This is a genomic window from Streptomyces sp. NPDC044719 (assembly GCF_056433405.1).
Genome location: NZ_JBWKHE010000015.1, coordinates 81910 through 101206 on the forward strand (window position 1 = coordinate 81910; position 19297 = coordinate 101206).

12 protein-coding genes are annotated in these 19297 nt (G+C 73.1%); 2 read left to right on the forward strand and 10 right to left on the reverse strand.

Features of this window, described 5'->3' with window-relative positions; genetic code table 11:
- Both AC07DF_RS39905 and AC07DF_RS39910 read right to left on the reverse strand, forming a co-directional pair.
- The gene (locus AC07DF_RS39905; protein WP_478982239.1) at positions 1-1743 is read right to left on the reverse strand and encodes a pyruvate dehydrogenase; all 1743 of its coding nucleotides are present in this window, start codon (positions 1741-1743) and stop codon (positions 1-3) included.
- Positions 1744-1809: 66 nt separating this feature from the next.
- Positions 1810-3630 carry a protein phosphatase 2C domain-containing protein gene (locus tag AC07DF_RS39910; protein WP_478982241.1) on the reverse strand — a complete coding sequence of 607 codons (1821 nt, stop codon included), beginning with the start codon at positions 3628-3630 and terminating at the stop codon, positions 1810-1812.
- Positions 3631-3841: 211 nt separating this feature from the next.
- Between AC07DF_RS39910 and AC07DF_RS39915 the strand changes: the two genes are divergently transcribed.
- A complete protein-coding gene (locus AC07DF_RS39915) occupies positions 3842-4324 on the forward strand; it encodes a DUF456 domain-containing protein (protein WP_478982243.1) in 483 nt (160 codons plus the stop codon).
- A 19-nt stretch (positions 4325-4343) separates the two neighbouring features.
- Here the strand turns inward: AC07DF_RS39915 and AC07DF_RS39920 are convergent, their stop codons facing one another.
- The 4 genes from AC07DF_RS39920 to AC07DF_RS39935 all read right to left on the reverse strand — a co-directional run bounded on the left by AC07DF_RS39920 (position 4344) and on the right by AC07DF_RS39935 (position 9754).
- Complete coding sequence (locus AC07DF_RS39920) at positions 4344-4829, reverse strand: methylated-DNA--[protein]-cysteine S-methyltransferase (RefSeq protein ID WP_478982245.1); 486 nt, start codon at positions 4827-4829, stop codon at positions 4344-4346.
- The gene (locus AC07DF_RS39925) at positions 4829-6244 is read right to left on the reverse strand and encodes a DNA-3-methyladenine glycosylase 2 family protein (RefSeq protein ID WP_478982247.1); all 1416 of its coding nucleotides are present in this window, start codon (positions 6242-6244) and stop codon (positions 4829-4831) included. Before AC07DF_RS39925 ends, AC07DF_RS39920 begins: the two co-directional genes overlap by 1 nt.
- A 73-nt stretch (positions 6245-6317) precedes the next feature.
- Positions 6318-9476 (reverse strand): lantibiotic dehydratase, encoded by a 3159-nt coding sequence (locus tag AC07DF_RS39930; protein ID WP_478982249.1) that lies wholly within the window; start codon positions 9474-9476, stop codon positions 6318-6320.
- 35 nt (positions 9477-9511) lie between these two features.
- Complete coding sequence (locus AC07DF_RS39935) at positions 9512-9754, reverse strand: hypothetical protein (protein ID WP_478982251.1); 243 nt, start codon at positions 9752-9754, stop codon at positions 9512-9514.
- A 132-nt stretch (positions 9755-9886) separates the two neighbouring features.
- Between AC07DF_RS39935 and AC07DF_RS39940 the strand changes: the two genes are divergently transcribed.
- Positions 9887-12733 (forward strand): AfsR/SARP family transcriptional regulator, encoded by a 2847-nt coding sequence (locus AC07DF_RS39940; protein ID WP_478982253.1) that lies wholly within the window; start codon positions 9887-9889, stop codon positions 12731-12733.
- 28 nt (positions 12734-12761) lie between these two features.
- Here AC07DF_RS39940 and rsgA read toward each other — a convergent pair whose 3' ends face one another.
- The 4 genes from rsgA to AC07DF_RS39960 all read right to left on the reverse strand — a co-directional run bounded on the left by rsgA (position 12762) and on the right by AC07DF_RS39960 (position 19249).
- Positions 12762-13868, reverse strand: a complete 1107-nt coding sequence (gene rsgA / locus AC07DF_RS39945; RefSeq protein ID WP_478982255.1) for a ribosome small subunit-dependent GTPase A — start codon at positions 13866-13868, stop codon at positions 12762-12764.
- 205 nt (positions 13869-14073) lie between these two features.
- Positions 14074-15576: a cellulose binding domain-containing protein gene (locus AC07DF_RS39950; protein WP_478982257.1), complete on the reverse strand. Its 1503-nt coding sequence runs from the start codon at positions 15574-15576 to the stop codon at positions 14074-14076.
- A gap of 233 nt (positions 15577-15809) precedes the next feature.
- Positions 15810-17135: a radical SAM protein gene (locus AC07DF_RS39955; RefSeq protein WP_478982259.1), complete on the reverse strand. Its 1326-nt coding sequence runs from the start codon at positions 17133-17135 to the stop codon at positions 15810-15812.
- Positions 17132-19249 carry a HelD family protein gene (locus AC07DF_RS39960; protein WP_478982261.1) on the reverse strand — a complete coding sequence of 706 codons (2118 nt, stop codon included), beginning with the start codon at positions 19247-19249 and terminating at the stop codon, positions 17132-17134. The genes AC07DF_RS39955 and AC07DF_RS39960 overlap by 4 nt, the downstream gene beginning before the upstream one ends.
- Between the last annotated feature and the right edge of the window lie 48 nt (positions 19250-19297).

Consider the following 19297-nt stretch of genomic DNA (forward strand, 5'->3'; position numbering starts at 1 on the left):
TCAAGGCCGGGGCACGTTGCGCAGGTTGCTCCGTGCCATCTGGAGCATCCGGCCGACCCCGCCGTCCAGCACCATCTTGGAGGCGGACAGCGCGAAGCCGGTCACCATCTCGGCCTTGATCTTCGGCGGGATGGACAGCGCGTTGGGGTCGGTGACGACGTCGACGAGGGCCGGGCCCTTGTGCTTGAAGGCGTCCTTGAGGGCGCCAGCGAGTTCCTTGGGCTTCTCGACCCGTACGCCGTACGCGCCGCAGGCCCGGGCGACGGCGGCGAAGTCGGGGTTCTTGTTGGCGGTGCCGTAGGACGGCAGCCCGGCGACCAGCATCTCCAACTCGACCATGCCGAGGGAGGAGTTGTTGAAGAGGACGACCTTGACCGGGAGGTCGTACTGCACCAGCGTCAGGAAGTCACCCATCAGCATGGAGAACCCGCCGTCGCCGGACATCGACACGACCTGGCGTTTGCGGTCGGTGAACTGCGCGCCGATCGCCATGGGCAGCGCGTTGGCCATCGAGCCGTGGGAGAAGGAGCCGATGACGCGGCGGCGGCCGTTGGGCGAGATGTAGCGGGCGGCCCAGACGTTGCACATGCCGGTGTCGACGGTGAACACGGCGTCGTCGGAGACGACTTCGTCGAGGACGGACGCCACGTACTCGGGGTGGATCGGTGTGTGCTTCTCGACCTTGCGGGTGTACGCCTTCACCACCCCCTCCAGCGCGTCCGCGTGCTTCTTCAGCATCCGGTCGAGGAAGCGGCGGTTCTTCTTCTCCTTCACCCGCGGGATCAGACAGCGCAGCGTCTCGCGTACGTCGCCCCAGACCGCGAGGTCCAGTTTCGAGCGGCGGCCGAGGCGTTCGGGCCGGACGTCGACCTGGGCGATCTTCACGTCGTCGGGGAGGAAGGCGTTGTAGGGGAAGTCGGTGCCGAGCAGGATCAGCAGATCGCACTCGTGGGTGGCCTCGTAGGCGGCGCCGTAGCCGAGGAGTCCGCTCATGCCGACGTCGTACGGGTTGTCGTACTGGATCCATTCCTTGCCGCGCAGCGCGTGCCCCACCGGGGACTTGACCTTCCCGGCGAACTCCATGACCTCGGCGTGCGCGCCGGCGGTGCCGCTGCCGCAGAAGAGGGTGACCTTGCCGGCCTCGTCGATCATCTTCACGAGCCGGTCGATCTCCTCGTCACCCGGGCGGACCGTCGGCCGGGAGGTGACGAGGGCGGTCTCGACGGGCTTCTCCGGGGCGGGCTCGTCGGCGATGTCGCCGGGCAGAGAGACGACGCTGACGCCGCTGCGGCCGATGGCGTTCTGGATGGCGGTCTGGAGCAGCCGGGGCATCTGCTTGGGGCTGGAGATCAGCTCGCTGTAGTGGCTGCAGTCCTGGAACAGCCGGTCGGGGTGGGTCTCCTGGAAGAAGCCCAGGCCGATCTCGCTGGAGGGGATGTGGGAGGCGAGGGCGAGGACGGGCGCCATGGAGCGGTGGGCGTCGTACAGGCCGTTGATGAGGTGGAGGTTGCCGGGCCCGCAGGAGCCGGCGCAGGCGGCGAGCCCGCCGGTGATCTGGGCCTCGGCACTTGCGGCGAAGGCGGCGGTCTCCTCGTGCCGGACGTGGATCCAGTCGATGGCGGAGTTGCGCCGGACGGCGTCGACGACCGGGTTCAGGCTGTCGCCGACGACTCCGTAGAGGCGTTTGACTCCGGCGCGGGTCAGGATGTCGACGAACTGTTCCGCGACGTTCTGTTTGGCCATGGTGCTCGTGTGCCCCTTCGGTCTCCAGGGATCCCTCCGGGTTCCATCAAGTCACAGGGTGCGCGCTCACGCCTCCCACACGGCGGCGGCCGTACGGTCGTCCGCGTAGCCCTTGACCCGCACTTGGGAGTCCGCGAGGAACGCGGCGAGGCCGGGCGGGTCGGGGCGGGACCACCGCTCGGCGAGGTAGTCGCCCAGTTCGGGTTCGCCGCGCAGCGGGTCGGCGAGGCCGCCGCTGCACAGCAGGAGCGTGTCACCCGGGCGGGCGACGGAAGTACGGAAGCGGAAGGGTTCGCGGGGTGGCTCCGGGGCCGGTTCGTAAGGGCTGGGCGGGGTCGGGATCCCCAGGTCCATGGTGAACCGGTCGCCCTCGGGCGTCTCGGACGGCGGCGACCCGAACCCCATCACGGGCTCGCCCTTGACCTCGGCGACCTGCGGTTCGATGTCCTGCCACTCACCGTCCCGCAGCCGGAACAGCCCGCCGGGCCCGACGCCGAAGAAGACGCGCGTACGGCACTCCGGATCGGCCGACAGCAGAAGGCAGCGCAGGCCGGCGGCGTACTCCTCCGGGGCGACGCCCTGTTCGGAGGCGCTGGCGCGGAGCTTGCCGAGACTGCGGTCGGTGAGGCGGTGCAGCCCGGACTTGAGGTCACCGCGCCGGCCGTCCCTGATGTCCGCCACGAGCCGGGCATGACTGCGCCCGACGGCCCGCCCGATCCAGTGACAGGCCTCGGCGGCGGCCCGGTGCGCCCCCGGCGCGGCCCGGGCCCCGGTCGCCATCGCCACCAGCAGCAGAGCGTGCTCGCCCGTGCCGAAGCGCGCGGTGAGCAACGAGTCGCGCCGCGGCTCCCCCCGGTACCGCGCGGAGTCCCCCCGCACGGACACGGCCCGCAACGTACAGGCCCCGTACCGGGCCCCGTCGAGCACGGTGTCCGCGACGAGGTCGTCGAGATCATCGGGGTCGGCCGCCGGCAGCGCGATGGGTTCGGCGTCATAGGTGGGCGGCCGGGACCCTACGTACCCCCGGGGCCGGGGGGAGGGCGAGGGCCGCTCGATCCGGGGGGCGGGCTGGTCGGAGGGGGTGTGCGGCGGGGGCGGTGGACCGGCTGGGAGAGGCGGTGCGAGTGCCGGGTCGGCGGGGCGGGGTGGCGCGGAGGGTGGATCGGCCGGGCGTGGCGGCGCCGGCGGACGTGCGGCGGACCGGCGGGGCGCGGGCGGCGGGTCGGCGGGGGCGGGGAAGGCCGTCCCGCTGGGCTCGGTGGCCGGGAACGCGGCCTTGCTGGACGCGGTCGCGGGGGCCCCGGCAGGGCCGGAGCCGGCGACGGGAAAGGCGGTCCCACCGGAGCCGGCGGCGGGAGACCCGGCACCACCCGGCTCGGCAGCGGGGAAGGCGGGCTCGGCGGGGCGGAACTCCGGGCTGGGCCAGGAGGGTGGGGTGGTGGGCAGGGGCGGCGGGGCGGTCCGGGGGGTCCGCGAGGTGGGGGCCGTCGTCGCGGAGGGCTCCGTCGGTCCCTCCGAGGGGCCGCGGGGGCCGGTCGGTGAGGTCGTGCCGCCCGCGGGTGGCCGATCGGCGACCTGCCCGGCCCGTTCCGGCGGCTTCGTGGCGGTCGGGAAGGTCAGCGGGCCCTTGGGCCGGGAAGCCGGTGGCTCCCAGGGCGCGCGCGGTGGGTCCGTGGCCTCGTCGGCGGCTGCCCGGGGCGCCGGAACCACCGGCTCGGAGGCGGGCCGCTCGTCCGCCGGGTCCCCCACCGCCCCCGCCGCCGAGGCGAAGCGGTCGTCCAGGGAGTCCGGGGCGGGTGCGGGGCCCGTGTCGTCGCTGGAGTCGTCGTACAAGTGCCTCCACCAGTCGTCGTCATGACCGGTGGGCCTTCCCCCCTGCTGACTCATGCCCCTAATTGTCCACCGCACGGCCGGGATGAAAACGGGGCTTCCGGAAAAACCGGTCCGTCACGGCGGCGTGAAACGACGGCTCGAGTGATCCCTAGAACGACCATGCGATAAGGGCAGGCGGCGGGCCCCCGGGCGGCTGACCTGCGGATCCTGACCACGGCCACGCTTCTGACCTGCGTCTTCTCACGGATTCCGGCAGGCTGGTCAGATGGGAGTGTGGGACCTCCTGCTGGTCGGGCTGGTCATCCTGCTCGGTCTGTGCGGAGTGCTGCTGCCCGCGGTGCCCGGGTCGTTGCTGGTGTGGGCCGCGGTCATGTGGTGGGCGCTGAAGGATCCCCAGCCCGTCGCCTGGTGGACCCTGGTGGGTGCCACGGTCCTGATGTTCGTCTCCCAGGGCGTGCGCTGGGCCCTGCCGCCCCGGCGGCTCCGGGCGAGCAGCGCCAACCGCCGGATGCTGGCCTGGGCCGGAGGCGGCTCCACCCTCGGTTTCGTCCTGCTCCCCGTGCTCGGCGCGATCCCCGGATATCTGGCCGGTATCTACCTCTACGAACGCCGCCGCCTCGGCCGCCACGGCGACGCGGTCGCCGCCCTGCGTCAGGTGATGCGCTCGGGCGGCTCCAGCATCCTGGCCGAACTGTTCACCTGTCAGCTGATAGCGGCGGCCTGGATCGGCGCGGTCCTGTGGGGCTGACAACGCCACGAGCAGCGGCTCAGAGCACGCCCTCGTGCGTGAGCAGCCGTACCTTGCGGTCCAAACCGCCCGCGTAGCCGGTCAGTGTGCCGTCGGCGCCGATCACTCGATGGCACGGCCGGACGACCAGCAGCGGATTGGCGCCGATCGCACCGCCGACGGCCCGTACGGCCGCCCTGGGCGCTCCGATCCGCGCGGCGATCTCGCCGTAGGTCACGGTCGAGCCGTAGGGGATGTCGTCCAGCGCGGCCCAGACCTTCTCCCGGAAGGCCGTGCCTTCGGTGCGCCACGGCAGCCGGAACTCCTTCAGTTCCCCGGCGAAGTAGGCGGCGAGCTGCTCCTCGGCCTCCCGGAAGGGCCCGTTGTCCTGCCGCCAGTCGTCCAGCACGACGCGTCCGCCCTTCTGCCCGGGCACGGACAGCGAGGTGAGCTCGCCGGTCGGGGCGGCGGTGAGCAGCAGCGGCCCGAGCGGGCCTTCCGCGGTCGTCCAGTACGTCGTGGTCATCACAACTCCCACTCCCCTGCTGCGCGCAGGTGGTTCAAGGCGTACGAGCGCCAGGGGCGCCAGCTGTCGGGGACGTCGAGGCCGGGCGGGGCCACGTCCGGGTCGCCGAGGGCGCGGGTGCGGATCTCGGCGATGGTGCGGGAGTCCAGTCCGGGCACGGCGCGCAGGGCGTCCTGCGCGTCGTCCCGGTCGGCGCCCGGGTCGAGGCGTACGGCGTGGTCGGCGAGGGCGGCGGTGAGCGCGCCGAGGGTGCCTCCGGGCTCGGCCCCGGCGAGGACGGCCGGCTCGGGGAAGAGATGGGTGAGGCTGCCGCAGGGGGCGTCGAGCGCCTTGCCGTAGCGCCGTACGAGCCGTTCCGCCTCCGTCCGGCCGGCCAGCGCGCGCACCGCGAGTTCCTCCGGGTCGGCGGTGCCCGGCGAGCGCAGCCCGGGCCGGGCGGCGACCAGGGGCGCGAGCCGCGGGTCGGTGGCGAGGCGCTCGTCGACGGCGTAGGGGTCGGCGTCGAGGTCGAACAGCCGCCGCAGCCGCTGTACGGCGGTGGTCAGGTCGCGGGGGTCGGTGAGGTGCAGCCGGGCGTCGAGCCAGCCGCCGGGGTGGGCGCCGAGCCCGGTCCGGGCGGTGCCGGGGCGCTCGTCGACGGCGACGATGCCGGTGCCGTAGGGCAGCCGGAGCGTGCGCCGGTAGGTGCGCGCGCCGGGCGGGCCGCTCACGTCCTCGACGCCGGGTACGGTCTCGCGTTCCAGCAGGTCGAAGACGGGCCCTGCCTGGTAGGGGCCACGGTGGGCGAGCCGCAGCGGGATACCGGCGTCCGGGGTGGCCGTACGGCGGTTCCGGCCGCCCTTCGGGACGGCGGCGGCGCGCAGCTCGCTCGGTGTCGAGGCGTACACGGCCCGGATCGTGTCATTGAATTGCCTGACGCTGGCGAAGCCCGACGCGAATCCGATCTCGGTGACCGGCAGCCCGGTGGTCTGGAGCAGTACCCGCGCGGTGTGGGCCCGCTGGGCCCGGGCAAGGGCGACGGGCCCGGCGCCGAGTTCGGCGGTGAGCTGCCGCTGCACCTGCCGTGCGCTGTAGCCGAGCCGGGTGGCGAGACCGGCGACGCCCTCCCGGTCGACCACGCCGTCGGTGATCAGCCGCATGGCCCGGCCCACCACGTCCGCGCGGACGTTCCACTCGGCGGAGCCGGGCACGGCGTCCGGCCGGCAGCGCCGGCAGGCCCGGAAGCCCGAGCCCTGCGCGGCGGCGGCCGTGGCGAAGAACCGTACGTTGACCCGCTTCGGGGTGACCGCGGGGCAGCTCGGCCGGCAGTAGATGCCGGTCGTCTCGACGGCGAAGAAGAACACGCCGTCGAAGCGGGCGTCGCGGCTGCGTACGGCCTCGTACCTGGTGTCCTCGTCCGTTACCTGGTCTCTCACACGTCCAGTCTCCGCCGTGGGCCGGCCTGTCGCTGGCGGAAATCGGACATGGCGCTTCGGGTGCGGGGCCTCGTCATGGGGCGGGCCGCGCCTCACGGCGTGCGAGGTGGGCCTCCACGGCTCCTCGGGCGAGGGCGGCCACCCGGCCCTCGGACCATGGCGTGGGGTCGGCGGACAGCCGGTTGTGGTGCATGTGGAGCAAGGAGGCCAGTACCGCGTCCACCGCGTCGGCGTCGGCAGGCGCCTCGGCCAGGCACTGGCGCAAGTCGCCGGCGGCGGCCGCGCGGGTCTGCCAGGCGGCCAGGAGCGGCGCCGCCCAGGCCTCCTCGCGCAGGGCCGCGAAGTCGCCGAACGGGTCGATGAGCCGCAGCGCCTGAGCTCGGTGGTCGCGGAAGAAGCGGTGGTGTTCGTCGCGGGGGGCGACCGCGAGCAGGCGCCGGGCGCGCTCGGCCGGGGCGCCCGGGACGAGGTGCCAGGCGAGTTGGGCCCGGCCGGCCGCCGTGAGCGGCAGCGGGGCGGCCGGTGGCCGGGCGCGGTCGAGCAGGCGGAGCTGCGCGAGGGCCGCCGCGCTGTCGGCGTGGAACACGCGTTCCGCCGCCTCCATGGTCCGGGCCGTGCCTCCGTACCGTTCCGTCTCCGGGTCGTAGGTGTCCAGGACCAGCCGGCCGACGAGCCTGAGCCGCCGTAGGTCCGCCGCCAGGTCGTGGAGCGCGGGCAGGATCTCCCCGTACAGCGTCCGTGGGTCGCCGTGCAGGCGCAGCCGCAGATGGGGGTCCGGGTCGGCGTACCGGACGAAGAACCAGCGGTCCGCCCCGGGCGGCAGGGATTCCAGCAGCTCCGGCAGGTGGCGGGCGAGCACCGTGTCCTGGAGCGGGCCCGGGCAGTACAGCTTGGCGTACAGCCATGAGCCTCCCGGCAGGCCGCCCGCGGCGTCGTCGCCGCGGCGGACGAGCGGACACCGGGTGACGGCCGGGACGGTGGTGCGGTCGGAGGGCTCGCGGCGCAGCAACGGTACGGAGATCTCGGCGGCGTGCGTGCCGCGCGGTCCGGTGAGCCAGCCCGTGCCGTCTCCGGTCAGGTCGGGCCGCTCGTGCAGCGGGGTGCCGGGGTCCCGCCGCAGTTCCTCGCGCAGCAGACGGGCGTCCGCCGTACGGGTCAGGTCCAGCGGCAGCAGGCGGTCACCGCTGCCGGCCTCGACCACGTCGGGCACCCCCAGCCGGCGCCGCCATGACGCCAGCGCCTCCGACCAGGCGGCGAACCCCGTTCGCTGGTCCAGGACGTCGGCGTCCCGGACCAGCCACCGGGACCGGCACAGCACGGTCCGGCCGTGGCGTACGGCGGGCAGCCAGGGCCAGTCCCTCGCCGTCCCCCAGTCCCAGCCGAGCAACGGCCGGAGGTGGTCGACGCTGAGCAGATGCAGCAGGCGTACGTGCGGGGGCGCCAGCAGTCTGGTGTCGAGCATGTGGAAGGTGCCCGCGGCGACCTCCTGCCCGTCGTGCCGGAGCGACACCAGCCGCAACCGGTCCAGTTCGGCGACCACCGCGAGGTCGTCGAGTGCGAGGTGCCCGGGATCCGAACCTTCGCCGAACGTGCCGGGCGCCACGGTGTGTTCGACCCAGCGGGGAGTGCGGACGACGTTGCCGGCGCGGGACAGGGCCGGGCGGAACACCAACTGGACCGGAAGGACGGGACCGTTCGGCGAGGCGGCACCGGCGAGAGCCGTGGGCGCAGTCCCGGCGAACGGCCGCCCCGCCTCGGGCAGCAGATGGGCGAAGCGGGCCGCCAGGGAGCCGGCCGGCCAGGTGCCCGTGAGCCGGTCGGACACGACAAGGGTGAACTGCCCCGCGTCGAGGGCCCGTTCGGACGACGCCAGGAGCTGGAAGACCAGCTCGGCCGAGGGCGGAGGAACGCCGGAGTCGTCGCCGAGGGCGTCCAGATCCCGTTCCCTGAGGACGATCTCGCGCGCACCGGACGCGGTCGCCTCCTGGGCCAGGGCCGTCAGCACCCGGTCCCGGGCACCCGCCCGCGTCGTCGCGTCCGGCAGCGGAGGGCCGAGTCCGCCGACCGGATCGAGGAGTTCGGCCACCGGTACCGCCCGTGCGAGGCCGTACCGTTCGAGGAAGTCGCGGTGGTACGAGGCGAGCGGACGCGTCGTCCCGGTGGCCGGCGGGCCGAGGCGCCACAGCAGGTCCGCCGCGCGCCGTGCCTCCTCGGCGACCGCGTCCGGAAGGGTGACGTCCGCGTCGAGCGCGGTGTCCACGGCGAGGAGGTACGGGCGCTGGGTCAGGGCGTCCATGCGGTCCTCGGCCGCACGCAGCGCGCGCAGCCCCCGGCCCGGTGGGCGTTCGGCATAGTCGGCGAGGGCGGCGGCCACCCCCGCGAGCCGCCGTGCCTCGCCCGCAGCGGCCGGGACATCCGCCAGGAGGCCGGTCACATGCGCCAGCGGATCCGCCGCTCCGGGCGGCGGCGACAGGTCCGTCAGCAGGAGGCCGAGGGTGACGAGTTCCGTGACCAGGTTCTCGATCGCACCGGCGGGTGCGGCGGGCAGTTGGGCATGGAGATGTTCCATGAGAGCGGCATGGGTCACCGGCCGGCGGGCGTGCTCGTAGGCCGCCGCCACGGCCGCCGTCCAGCGCACCGACACCTCGCGCGGTTCCTCCGCCTCCGTGGGCCCTGCTTCCGGCGCGGCAGGGGCGTAGGGCAGGACGAGTCGGTCGCCGCGCCGCACGCACAGCCCGTTGGCCGACAGGCGCAGTCCGGCCAGGATCGCCGGATCCCGCTCCCAGCGCTGCGTCAGACAGGCCAGCCACTCGGCGTCGGGGCGGGCCGACTTGCCGTGCGCCGACCCGAACCGCACCCGGGCGGCCTCGCCGAACCGGGCCTGTGCGACGCCCGCCAGCAGCCCGAACGGTGTGGGCCGGCCTGCCATCCGCGCGCGGTAGCGCAGCAGCGCCCGCCAGGTGCGGCGCAGCGCGGACAGGGACACGTCCCCGCCCGTGCGCACGGACTCCAGCCGCCGGCCGAGGGAGGGGCTGGAGAGGGCCAGGGCCTCGTGCAGCAGCGGATCGTCGGTCAGTTCCGTGATGGCGGCGCGCAGCGCCTTGCCCTCGTCCGTCGCGTCCGTCACGTCGGCCGGATCCGGTGTGGCCGGTGTCCGCAGCGTGTCGACGGGCAGCAGCGGGGAGCGCAGCAGGGCCGTGCCGGGACAGTCGAAGACCGGGTCGGACGGCATCCGCGTCCGACCCGGTTCCGAAGGGCCTTTCCGGGTCACAGCGTCGGGAACGGCAGGGTGCCGTGCTGGGTCGCGTGCCGGGCGGCGCCGGACCATGGGTGCATGGTGTGGCTGGTCCGCTGCCCGACAGCACCCGGCCAAGGGTGCAGCGTCTGGATCGTCGCCTGCCGAGCGGCTCCCGACCACGGGTTCATGGTGCCGCCGCTCGTCATCGCGACTGCGTCCCTCTCCCCCGCGCCGGTCTGCCGCGCGTCGAGGTCGAACGGATCGTCGTGCACGGTGTTCTCCTCTCGGAACGTCGAATCGTCGTGAACCCGTCCACCGTCACCCGGCCCGCTCTCGGCCCGGTCACCTCCGGCTCTCATCGGCCCCACCACGCGAGAGTCACCCTGTGTAGCATCATGAACGCGATGAGTGCACGCTACGAGTTCATGGTGCTGGGGCCGCTGGAGATCCGGCGGGACGGAGTGCCCGTGCCGCTCGGCGCGGCGCGGCTGCGGGCCCTGCTGGCCGCTCTGCTGGTGGACGCCGGGCGGACCGTGCCGGTGGAGTGCCTCGCCCGCCGGGTGTGGGGCGATCGGCAGCCCGCCCGCGTCCCCAACACCCTGCAGAACTACGTGCTGCGGCTGCGCCGCGCTCTCGACCGCGACCTTCTCCTGACCCGTCCATCGGGCTATCTGCTCGACGTCACCCCGCAGGACGTCGACCTGCACCGCTTCACGGCACTGGTCCGGCGTGGTCGTACGGCACTGGAGGCGGGGCGTCCGGCGGACGCGTCCGGGCCCCTGCACGAGGCCGTCCGGCTCTGGCGGGGCGACCCACTGCCCGACCTTCCGGCGGAGTCACTGCGGGAGGTGCTGCCGGCCCTGGGCGAGGCCCTTCTCGACGCCCTGGAACTGCGGATCGACGCCGATCTGGCGCTGGGCCGGCACGCGCGGGTGCTCTCGGAACTGCGCACCCTCACCGGGGCCCACCCCCTGCGTGAACGCTTTCACGAGCAGCGGATGCTGGCCCTGCACCGGAGCGGACGGCAGGCCGAGGCCCTCGACTGCTACCGGGAGGCGGCGGCCACCCTCGCACGGGAACTGGGCGTCGATCCCGGTGCCGGACTGCGTGAAGCGCACCGCCGGGTGCTGTCCGGTGACGACACGTCCGTGGCCTTGGCCGGGCGGGACCGGACCGCTGGCCGGCTGCCCGCCGAGACCACGTCGTTCGTGGGCCGCGAGAGGGAAATCCACCATGTCACCGACCTGTTGACGCGGACCCGGCTGGTGACGCTGACCGGTGTCGGCGGAGTCGGCAAGACCCGGCTGGCGCTGCGCGCCGCGACCCGGTCGGCCCCCTCCTTCCCGGACGGGGTGTGGCTCGCGGACCTGGCACCGCTGACCGATCCGGGCCTGCTGGACCGGGCGGTTGCCGAGTCGCTCGGCCTGCGCAACCACTCCAGCCGGCCCGTGGCCGACGCGGTGACCGAGCATCTGCGCGACCGGCGGCTGCTGTTGGTCCTGGACAACTGCGAGCACCTGGTGGAACCGGTCACGGCCCTGGTGCTGCGGCTGCTGCGGTGGGCGCCGGAGCTGACCGTGCTGGCCACCAGCCGGGAGCGGCTCGCGGTCCCGGGAGAGCATGTCGTCGTGGTCCCCGGCCTCGCCCTGCCCGAGCGGGCCGACGACACCGGCTGCGAGGCGTTGCGGCTGCTCGCCGACCGGGCCGCGGCCTCCGCGCCCGGCTTCCGCGTCACGGAGGCGAACTGTGCCGCCGTGGCCGAGCTGTGCCACCGCCTGGACGGCATCCCGCTCGCCGTCGAGCTGGCCGCCGTACGGCTGAACACCCTGGCCGCCGGGGAGATCCTGGACCGGCTCGACGACCGCTTCCGGCTGCTGGCCGTACCCCGGGGCGGCGGCCCGGACGACCGGCGGCGCACGCTGCGTCAGGTCATCGACTGGAGTCATGATCTGTGCACCGAGGCCGAGCGGCTGCTGTGGAGCCGGGTCTCCGTCTTCACCGGCAGCTTCGACCTCGACGCCGCCGAGGCGGTCTGCACGGGCGGGGCCCTCGCCCCCGGGGACGTCCGCGATCTGCTGGCGGCGCTCGTCGACAAGTCGATCGTGCACACCGGTCATGCCGGGCCGCGGGTCAGATACCGGCTGCTGGAGACGATCCGCCAGTACGGCCGGGACCGGCTCGACGAACGCGGTGACGTGTCGGCGATACGGCTGCGCCACGTACGCCACTACCGGGACCTCGCCGCCCGGGCCGCCGCCGAGTGGTGCGGGCCGCGGGAGGTGGACTGGCTCACCCGGCTCCGTCTCGACCTGCCCAACATCCGTTCGGCGCTCGACCTGTGCGCGTCCGTGCCGGACCTGACCGGCACGGGCCTGGACATCGCGGTCGACCTGGGCCGTTCCCGCAGCTGGTTCTTCAGCAGCACGCTCGGGGAGGGCCGGCACTGGCTGGAGCGGCTTCTGGCCCGCCCGGACGGCACCATCGGGCCGGAGCAGGACGTCGCCGCCCGCGCGATGACGGTGTGGGTCGCCCTCTGCCAGGGCGACCGGTCCTCCGTCCGGGCCTTCCTGGACGCGTGTGGGCCGGCCGGTGCCGCCCCGACGGCCCACCCCGCGGCCCGGTTCGTCGAGGGCGCATACGCCCTGCTCGTCGACGGCGACCCCACGGCGGTCGACCGGCTCGCCGGTGCCCGTGAGGCGTTCCGGGCCGCGGGACTGCCGGGGGACGCGCACATGGCCACCATGATGTGGGCCATGGCCGCCGCCTTCATGGGCCCCCGTGACACCGCCCTGGCCACCCGCGAGGTGTATGCCGCCGAGGCCGAGGCGTCCGGCGCCGAGTGGGCCAGGAGCTGGGCGACCTGGTGTGCGGGGGTCGCCGAGCTGCGGTACGGCGATCCGGCGCGGGCGCTGCCCCGGCTGCGGGACGCCCTGGCCCGGCAGCGGGCGGTCGGCGACAACTGGGGCCCGGTGTGGGGAGTGGAGAGCCTGGCGTGGGCGACGGCCGCTGTCGCCCGGCCCGGCCCGGCGGCCACGCTGCTCGGTGCCGCCGAGGGGCTGCGCCGGGACATGGGGGTGGACCTGACCGGCCTGCTGCCGTTCCACACCGCGCACCTGTCCGCGGAACTGCGCGTCCGGAAGGAACTCGGCGACGAGGCCTACGTCGTGGCGCACGACGTAGGCCTCACGGCGGCCGACCGGGTGGCCCTGGCCCTGGAACTCACCTCGACCGGGAGACCGGACGGTCTCTAGGGGACGTGTCCGGCCGACGGCGACGCGCCTAAGAGCGCCAGTTCGCTCCGCGCTTGGCCTCCATCGCGGCCCGTCCGATCGCCCCCTTCCGCTTCCAGTCCTTGCGGATCTCGGCCCGGAGCCGGGCGTCCGTCTTGGCGACGATGCGCTGGTTCTCCCGCAGGAGCTTGCGGTAGCTGTCCAGTCGCCGTTCCGGCAGCTCACCGGTTTCGATGGCGGCCAATACCGCGCAGCCCGGCTCGGCTTCGTGGGCGCAGTCGTGGAAGCGGCACCGCTCGGCCAGTTCCTCGATCTCGGAGAACACCTGCCCGACGCCGGTCTCGGCGTCCCAGAGTCCGACGCCCCGCAGTCCGGGGGTGTCGATCAGGACCCCGCCGCCGGGCAGGGCGAGCAGATTGCGGGTCGTGGTGGTGTGCCGGCCCTTGCCGTCGGCGTCCCGGGTGGCCTGGACGTCCATGACGTCCTCGCCGAGCAGCGCGTTGGCGAGGGTCGACTTGCCCGCGCCGGACTGCCCCAGCAGCACGGACGTACCACCGCCGACGATCGCCGCGAGCACGTCGAGCCCGTCCCCGTCGACCGAGCTGACGGGCACCACCGGCACGCCGGGCGCGCTGGTCTCCGCGTCCTGGACGAGGTGGGAGAGGGTGACGGCGTCCGGCACGAGGTCGGCCTTGGAGAGGACGACGACGGGCTGCGCCCCGGACTCCCAGGCGAGCGCGAGGAACCGTTCGATGCGGCCCAGGTCGAGCTCGAGGGCGAGGGACACGGCGACGATGGCGTGGTCGACGTTGGCCGCGAGGATCTGCCCCTCGGACCGCTTGGAGGAGGTGGAGCGGACGAACGCGGTGCGGCGCGGCAGATACGCCCGGACGTAGCGCGGGTTCCCGCCGGGTTCGACGGCGACCCAGTCGCCGGTGCAGACGACCCGCATCGGGTCGTGCGGCGTGACGAACGCGGTGTCGGCCCGCAGGATCCCGTCGGCGGTGACGACGTCGCACTGGCCTCGGTCGACCCGGATCACGCGTCCGGGCAGCAGTCCTTCGGTGTCGTAGGGGGCGAACTCGGCCGCCCATGCCTCGTCCCAGCCGTAGGGAGCGAGCGCGGAGGAAACGGAGGAAGCGGAGCTGGAAGTCAAGGGTGACCCTTCCCAAGGTCGGCCCCCGGCCCGACAGTCGGTCGGATCAGCCGGTGACCATGGAGGTGGACTTGATGAACTGGATGCGGGCAGCGCTCATCGCAATGACAGCCATCGGTCAACACCTCCTCGTCCCTTGACTCTTCGCCTCTTCGGCTCTCTCAGTGGAACCGCCGTAACGCTATCCCGTCACGGCGCGGTCGCGTCAACCGGTTTTCGCGCAGTCGTGGCCGTTCAGCTGGAAGTCGTACGGCGGGGAGTTCTTGCCGTGCCAGGAGGAGAGGAAGCCGAAGGCCAGGTCGTCGCCCGCCTGGACCGACTTGTTGTAGTCGGCGGCGGTGGCGGTGACCCGGGAGCCGTTCTGGGAGACGGAGGCGTCCCACATCTGGCCGACCTGCTGGCCGTCCCGGAAGGACCAGGAGACGCGCCAGGAGTCGAGGGCCTCGTTGGTGGTGACGGTGACCGTGGCCTGGAAGCCGTCGGGCCACTGGTTGACCAGGTCGTACTCGACCCGGCAGGTGGGGTCCTCGCTCTCGCCGCCTTCCGCGCGGTCCGTGGGAGAGGCGGTGCCCTGCGGTTCGGTCCGGCGGTCGCTGTTCTCCGGCTTTTCGGGCTTCTGTGACTTCCCCCTGTTCTCGGTGTGCTCGGTGGCCTTGCCGGCCGGCTTCGAGGTCGCGGGAGGCAGGGAAGGGACGGACGGCACGGACAGGTCGGGGTCGGCCACCGGCTGGCGTCCGGCGTCGCCGCGTGCTCCGAGGTCGTCGCCGCTGCCGCCGAAGGGCATCATCGAGACGCCGAGTGCCAGGACGGACACCAGGACGGCGGCCACGAGAAGGCCGTTGCGGGCGACGCGTGCCTTCTGCGCACCCTCCTCCGGTTCTCCGGGCGCCAGTTCCGCCCGGCCCGGACGGCCGGCGCCGAGACGCACCTCGGCGGCGCGGCGGCGGCGCTCCAGATAGGCGAGCCCGCCCCAGCCGATCACCCCGCCGGCCAGCGCCCCGGGCAGTCCTCCGCCGTGCAGACGCAGACAGGCGGCGGCCTCGGCGCACTCCACGCAGGTGGCGAGGTGCCGGGAGAGGTCCCCCGGGGTGTCGGCGGCGGGGGCCCGGGTGACGGCGTCCAGCAGCCGGGCGTAGCTGCGGCACCGGGCGTCCATCGGCGTGTCGAGGTGGTTGCGGTGGCAGCGGTCCCGGAACAGGGTGCGCACCTGCTGGAGTTCGTCGTCGGCGGTGGCCGGGTCGAGGCCCAGTCGGCGGGCGACCAGGGAGAGCGGCAGCGCCTCCACCTCGGCCAGCCACAGCAGTTCGGCGTCCGCCTGCTGGAGGTCGCGCAGTCCGCGCAGCGCGAGCGGGCGCCGCAGGGGCGGTCCGGTGTAGCGGGCGGCCTTGTCCGAGTTGAGCCACAGGCGCAGGTCGGGGTCGAGTTTGTGGCCCTGCCCCGCCTCCTCCCAGGCCGCGGCCGTGGTGCGTACGGCGGTCAGCAGCAGGGGTATGCGGGGCAGCCGGGCGGGGCGGCGACCGGAGGCGCGGACCGGGCCGGCGTCGGCGGCGCGTGCCTCACGTATGCCGTGTGCGAACGCCTCGCGGCCCAGCTGTGCGGCGGCGGCGGAACCGGACGTGCACAGGTCGGCGTAGGCGAGGACCGCGTCCCAGCATTCGGAGAACAGCGCGGCCTCGGAGGCGTCCTGAGGGGTCGGCAGGTCGGGCATGAGTCTCCTGCATCCACAAGCGAGGTCAACTCACCATGTTGGCAAAGGAGTTGGGGGGAACCTCGGGGCAGGGGACGAGTTTTTCACGTTCTCGACACAACTGACAAGCCGCGTATTCAAATCCTGATGCGGCCGACTCCGGAAGTAGATACGTACGGAACGCCGAAACGACTCGATGGCGACCCGGATCACATCGGGTCGCCATCGGAACGCGGCGCTGGACGAGTCCGGCGTCAGATCTCCACCGGCTCGTCCGCGGGCAGGCTGTCCATGAAGGAGCTGACCGAGAAGACCGCGTTACCGGCGCCGGGGGGACCGTAGCCGGGGGGCGAGGAGAGGCCGAAGTCCTCCATCGTCTGCCGGTAGGCCTGGAGCAGGCGGATGTGGTACTCCAGGGGCGCGCCCTGCGGGTTGGCCTTGCCGAGCGGGGTCGTGGGCTCGGGGCACCAGGTGGTGAAGCGGGGCGTGATGCCGTGGGACATGAAGAAGCGCAGGCCCTCGGTGGTCGAGTCGATGGCCTCGTCGACGGTGGTGAAACCGAACGGCTCGGCCATCTCCACGCCCGCCACGAAGTTGGGGATGACGTTGCGCGCGCCGAAGATGTCCGCCGAGTCGAGGATGCGCTTGTGCCACTCGTCGCGGCCGACGTACCGCTCCTTGCCCGGGCAGTACATCTTGAAGAGGTACTCGTCCCACACCTCGTAGTTGGGGTGGTAGATCTGCACGCCGTAGTCCTTGAAGCGCTGGACGTCGTCCTTGGGCAGCGCCTGGGCGACGACCTTGCCGATCCAGCGGCCCGGGAAGTGCTCCTCGATGGCCTTGGCGTACCGCCCGTAGAAGTCCGCCTCGTCCAGGCCCTGGACCTTCGACGTGATCGCGCCGCCGGTGAGCGTGTACGCGGTGGACACCTTCGCGGTGTCGTACTTGTCGATGATCTCGAGCGCCTCGAGGACCTCGTCGACGTCCTTCACGCCCGTGTAGGGGCGGCCCGCCGCCTTGTGCTGGCGCCAGTTGTGGTTGATGTCGCAGTACTGGCACTCCTCCTTGGCGCCGAAGTACTGGCAGACGCGGAACGCGGTCAGGTAGATCAGGTAGCCCCACTGGATGGTCGGGGCCACCTCCATGACCGACTTCCCGTTGGCGAGGGTGTGCCGGTAGTACTCCGGCATCGGCGGCACGCCGACGTCGGAGATCCGCTTGCCGTCGAGGTAGAGGCCGAGCACACCGTCCTCGTTCGCGGCGACACGGTACGGCGAGGAGGGGTTCACCCGGACCGAGACGACCGTCCGGCGCAGGTCGTACGGGCCGCCGGTGAGAATGATCTCCTCGGGCGGGCGGCGCAGCGCGGCCTCGCCCAGCTCGGGCAGGGTGCCGTGGTCGAAGGAGAAGATGAAGTACGACTTCGGCTTGACCTCGCCGCTCTCGTTGTCGCTGAGCGCCGACGGGTCGAAGGCCACACCGCCCCGGAGCAGGTCCTCCTTGAAGACGGCCTCCCGCGGGACGTGCGGGAACCGCTCCATCAGATCCTCGACCAGCGCGGTACGGCTGCCGCTGCTCATCCCGTCTCTCCTCCCGGCTCGGACGTACGACTCCTCACGGTATGCCCACGGCTGTACGTGAGCGGTACCGGGTCCCCCCGGAGCGAGGCCGTCACCCCGACGGTGATGGTGCAGAGGCGCTTGGTGGCCCGGGTCAGGGCTACGTACAAGTCCCTTTCCCCACCGGGGCGGGCCGTGATGATCTCCTCGGGGTTCACGACGACGACCCCGTCGAATTCCAGGCCCCGTGCTTCGGACGCCGGCACGATGCGTGCGTGGTGAGCGATGCCCTGGTCCGTCAGCTCGCTCGCCCTGGTGTCCGCGCAGACCACTCCCAGAAGCTCGCCCGGGTGCGCGGCGCTCTGGGCGCGGAGTTCCTGAACGACAGCCGTGACCAGCCCGTCCGGAGGTGCGGTCAGGGTGCGAGGGCGCTCACCGCTTCGCAATGACCCTGTGGGCTTCTGGTCCGGAGCGATCCGCGTGAGCAGGTCCCGGACGCTCTCCAGGATCTCCTGCGTCGTGCGGTAGCTGACGGTCAGGCTGTGCAGTCTGAACCGCGGTCCGACGTGGGGGCTCAGTGCTTCCTTCCAGTCGCGCGCTGTCGCGACCGGGCCGGCCTGGGCGAAGTCACCCACCAGCGTCATCGCCCTTGCCGGGCAGCGGCGGACGATCATCCGCCACTGCATGGCGGTCAGTTCCTGCGCCTCGTCGACGACGACGTGCCCGAACGTCCGCTCGGGAGGGCCGTCGACCAGGCTCGCCGCCTCGTCCAGCAACGGCACATCGGCATCGGTCCACGGGTCGTCCGGACCGCGCAGCAGAAGGGACCGCTCCTGCGCGGTCAGGCGGGGCAGCCGCTCGGCGAGAGCGCCGGCGTTCGTCAGGAGCGCCCGCACGAGGTCACCGGGTGCCAGCCGCGGCCACAACACCTCGACCGCCCGGTCGACGCCGGCGTCGTCGAGGAGATCGGCTCGGATGGCGTCCAGGTCCAGCTCGTGGACCGGACCCGAGTCGGCCGCACCTTCGGCACGGCGCTGCGCGGCTCCCGTGAACCGGTCGAGGTCGATGCCCGTCATTCTTTCGGTATCGGCGTCGATCTGCTCCAGGAGGTCGCCCATGTCCCGTCGCATCGCGTCGGTGACGGCGTCGGCCAAGAGCTCTTTGAACACCTGGCGCGCGGGGTTGTGCCCCGGTGCGGCTGCCAGGGCGGCGTCGCGTGCCGTGGCCACTTCCTCGCCGCAGAGGTGAACCGGTTCCCGTCCGACCCGCACGGTGAAGTCCCCGGTGGGGGCCTGGTGGACACGCAGCAGGCCGGCCAAGGCGTCGGCGAGGTCGGAGCCGCCCTTGAGACGCGCCGTATCGAACGGCTCCACCGTGTCCGTGGACACTCCGGCCAGTTCCGGGCAGGTCGCCAGAACGACGTCGTTCTCTCCGAGCGAGGGAAGGACCTGGGAGATGTAGTCGAGGAACCGGGCGTTCGGCCCCACCACCAGGACGCCCTCCTCCGCGGCGCGCGGGAACGCGTACAGGACATAGGCCGCCCGGTGCAGGGCGACCACCGTCTTGCCGGTGCCGGGCCCGCCCTGCACCACGGTCACCCCGCGGTGGGCGGAGCGGACGATCTCGTCCTGCTCGGCCTGCAGCGTCGCGACGGCCGCGTGCATCCTGCCCGTACGCCGTGCCGACAGGGCCTCCGTCAACGGGCCGTCCCCCACGACGTCCTCGTCGGTCGGGGCGGTCCCGTCCAGCAGTTCGTCACTCACCGAGACGACCGTGCGCTCCTCGAGGCGCAGGTGCCGGCGCCGCCGCAGGTTCATCGGGTGGGCGGGTGTCGCCTCGTAGAAGGGCCGCGCCGCGTTCGCGCGCCAGTCCACGAGCAGAGGCAGGTCGTCCTCTTCCGTATGCAGTCCGATCCGCCCGATGCGCAGGGCCGTGCCGTCCGTCCGGTCGACGCGCCCGAAGACCAGCCCGTTTTCGGCGCCTTCCAGCCGGCCGATTTCCTTGGCCAGACGCTCGGCGGCGATTTCCCTCTCGTATGACTCACCGGCGCTTTCCGCCGGGGCTTTCAGCACATTCGCTCGGTGTACTCGCGCCTCGGAAAGCCGCTCGGCGAGCAGCTCATATAAGGAGGACACATAATCCCGCTCCGATTCAACCGCACGAACAGCGGGATCATCGATTTT

Bases quoted from the DNA above. Each gene is read 5' to 3' on its own strand.
- AC07DF_RS39905 (WP_478982239.1), bottom strand. From the start codon at position 1,743: ATGGCCAAACAGAACGTCGCGGAACAGTTCGTCGACATCCTGACCCGC.
- AC07DF_RS39930 (WP_478982249.1), bottom strand. From the start codon at position 9,476: ATGCCGTCCGACCCGGTCTTCGACTGTCCCGGCACGGCCCTGCTGCGC.
- AC07DF_RS39920 (WP_478982245.1), bottom strand. From the start codon at position 4,829: ATGACCACGACGTACTGGACGACCGCGGAAGGCCCGCTCGGGCCGCTG.
- AC07DF_RS39915 (WP_478982243.1), top strand. From the start codon at position 3,842: ATGGGAGTGTGGGACCTCCTGCTGGTCGGGCTGGTCATCCTGCTCGGT.
- AC07DF_RS39910 (WP_478982241.1), bottom strand. From the start codon at position 3,630: ATGAGTCAGCAGGGGGGAAGGCCCACCGGTCATGACGACGACTGGTGG.
- AC07DF_RS39940 (WP_478982253.1), top strand. From the start codon at position 9,887: ATGAGTGCACGCTACGAGTTCATGGTGCTGGGGCCGCTGGAGATCCGG.
- AC07DF_RS39955 (WP_478982259.1), bottom strand. From the start codon at position 17,135: ATGAGCAGCGGCAGCCGTACCGCGCTGGTCGAGGATCTGATGGAGCGG.
- AC07DF_RS39950 (WP_478982257.1), bottom strand. From the start codon at position 15,576: ATGCCCGACCTGCCGACCCCTCAGGACGCCTCCGAGGCCGCGCTGTTC.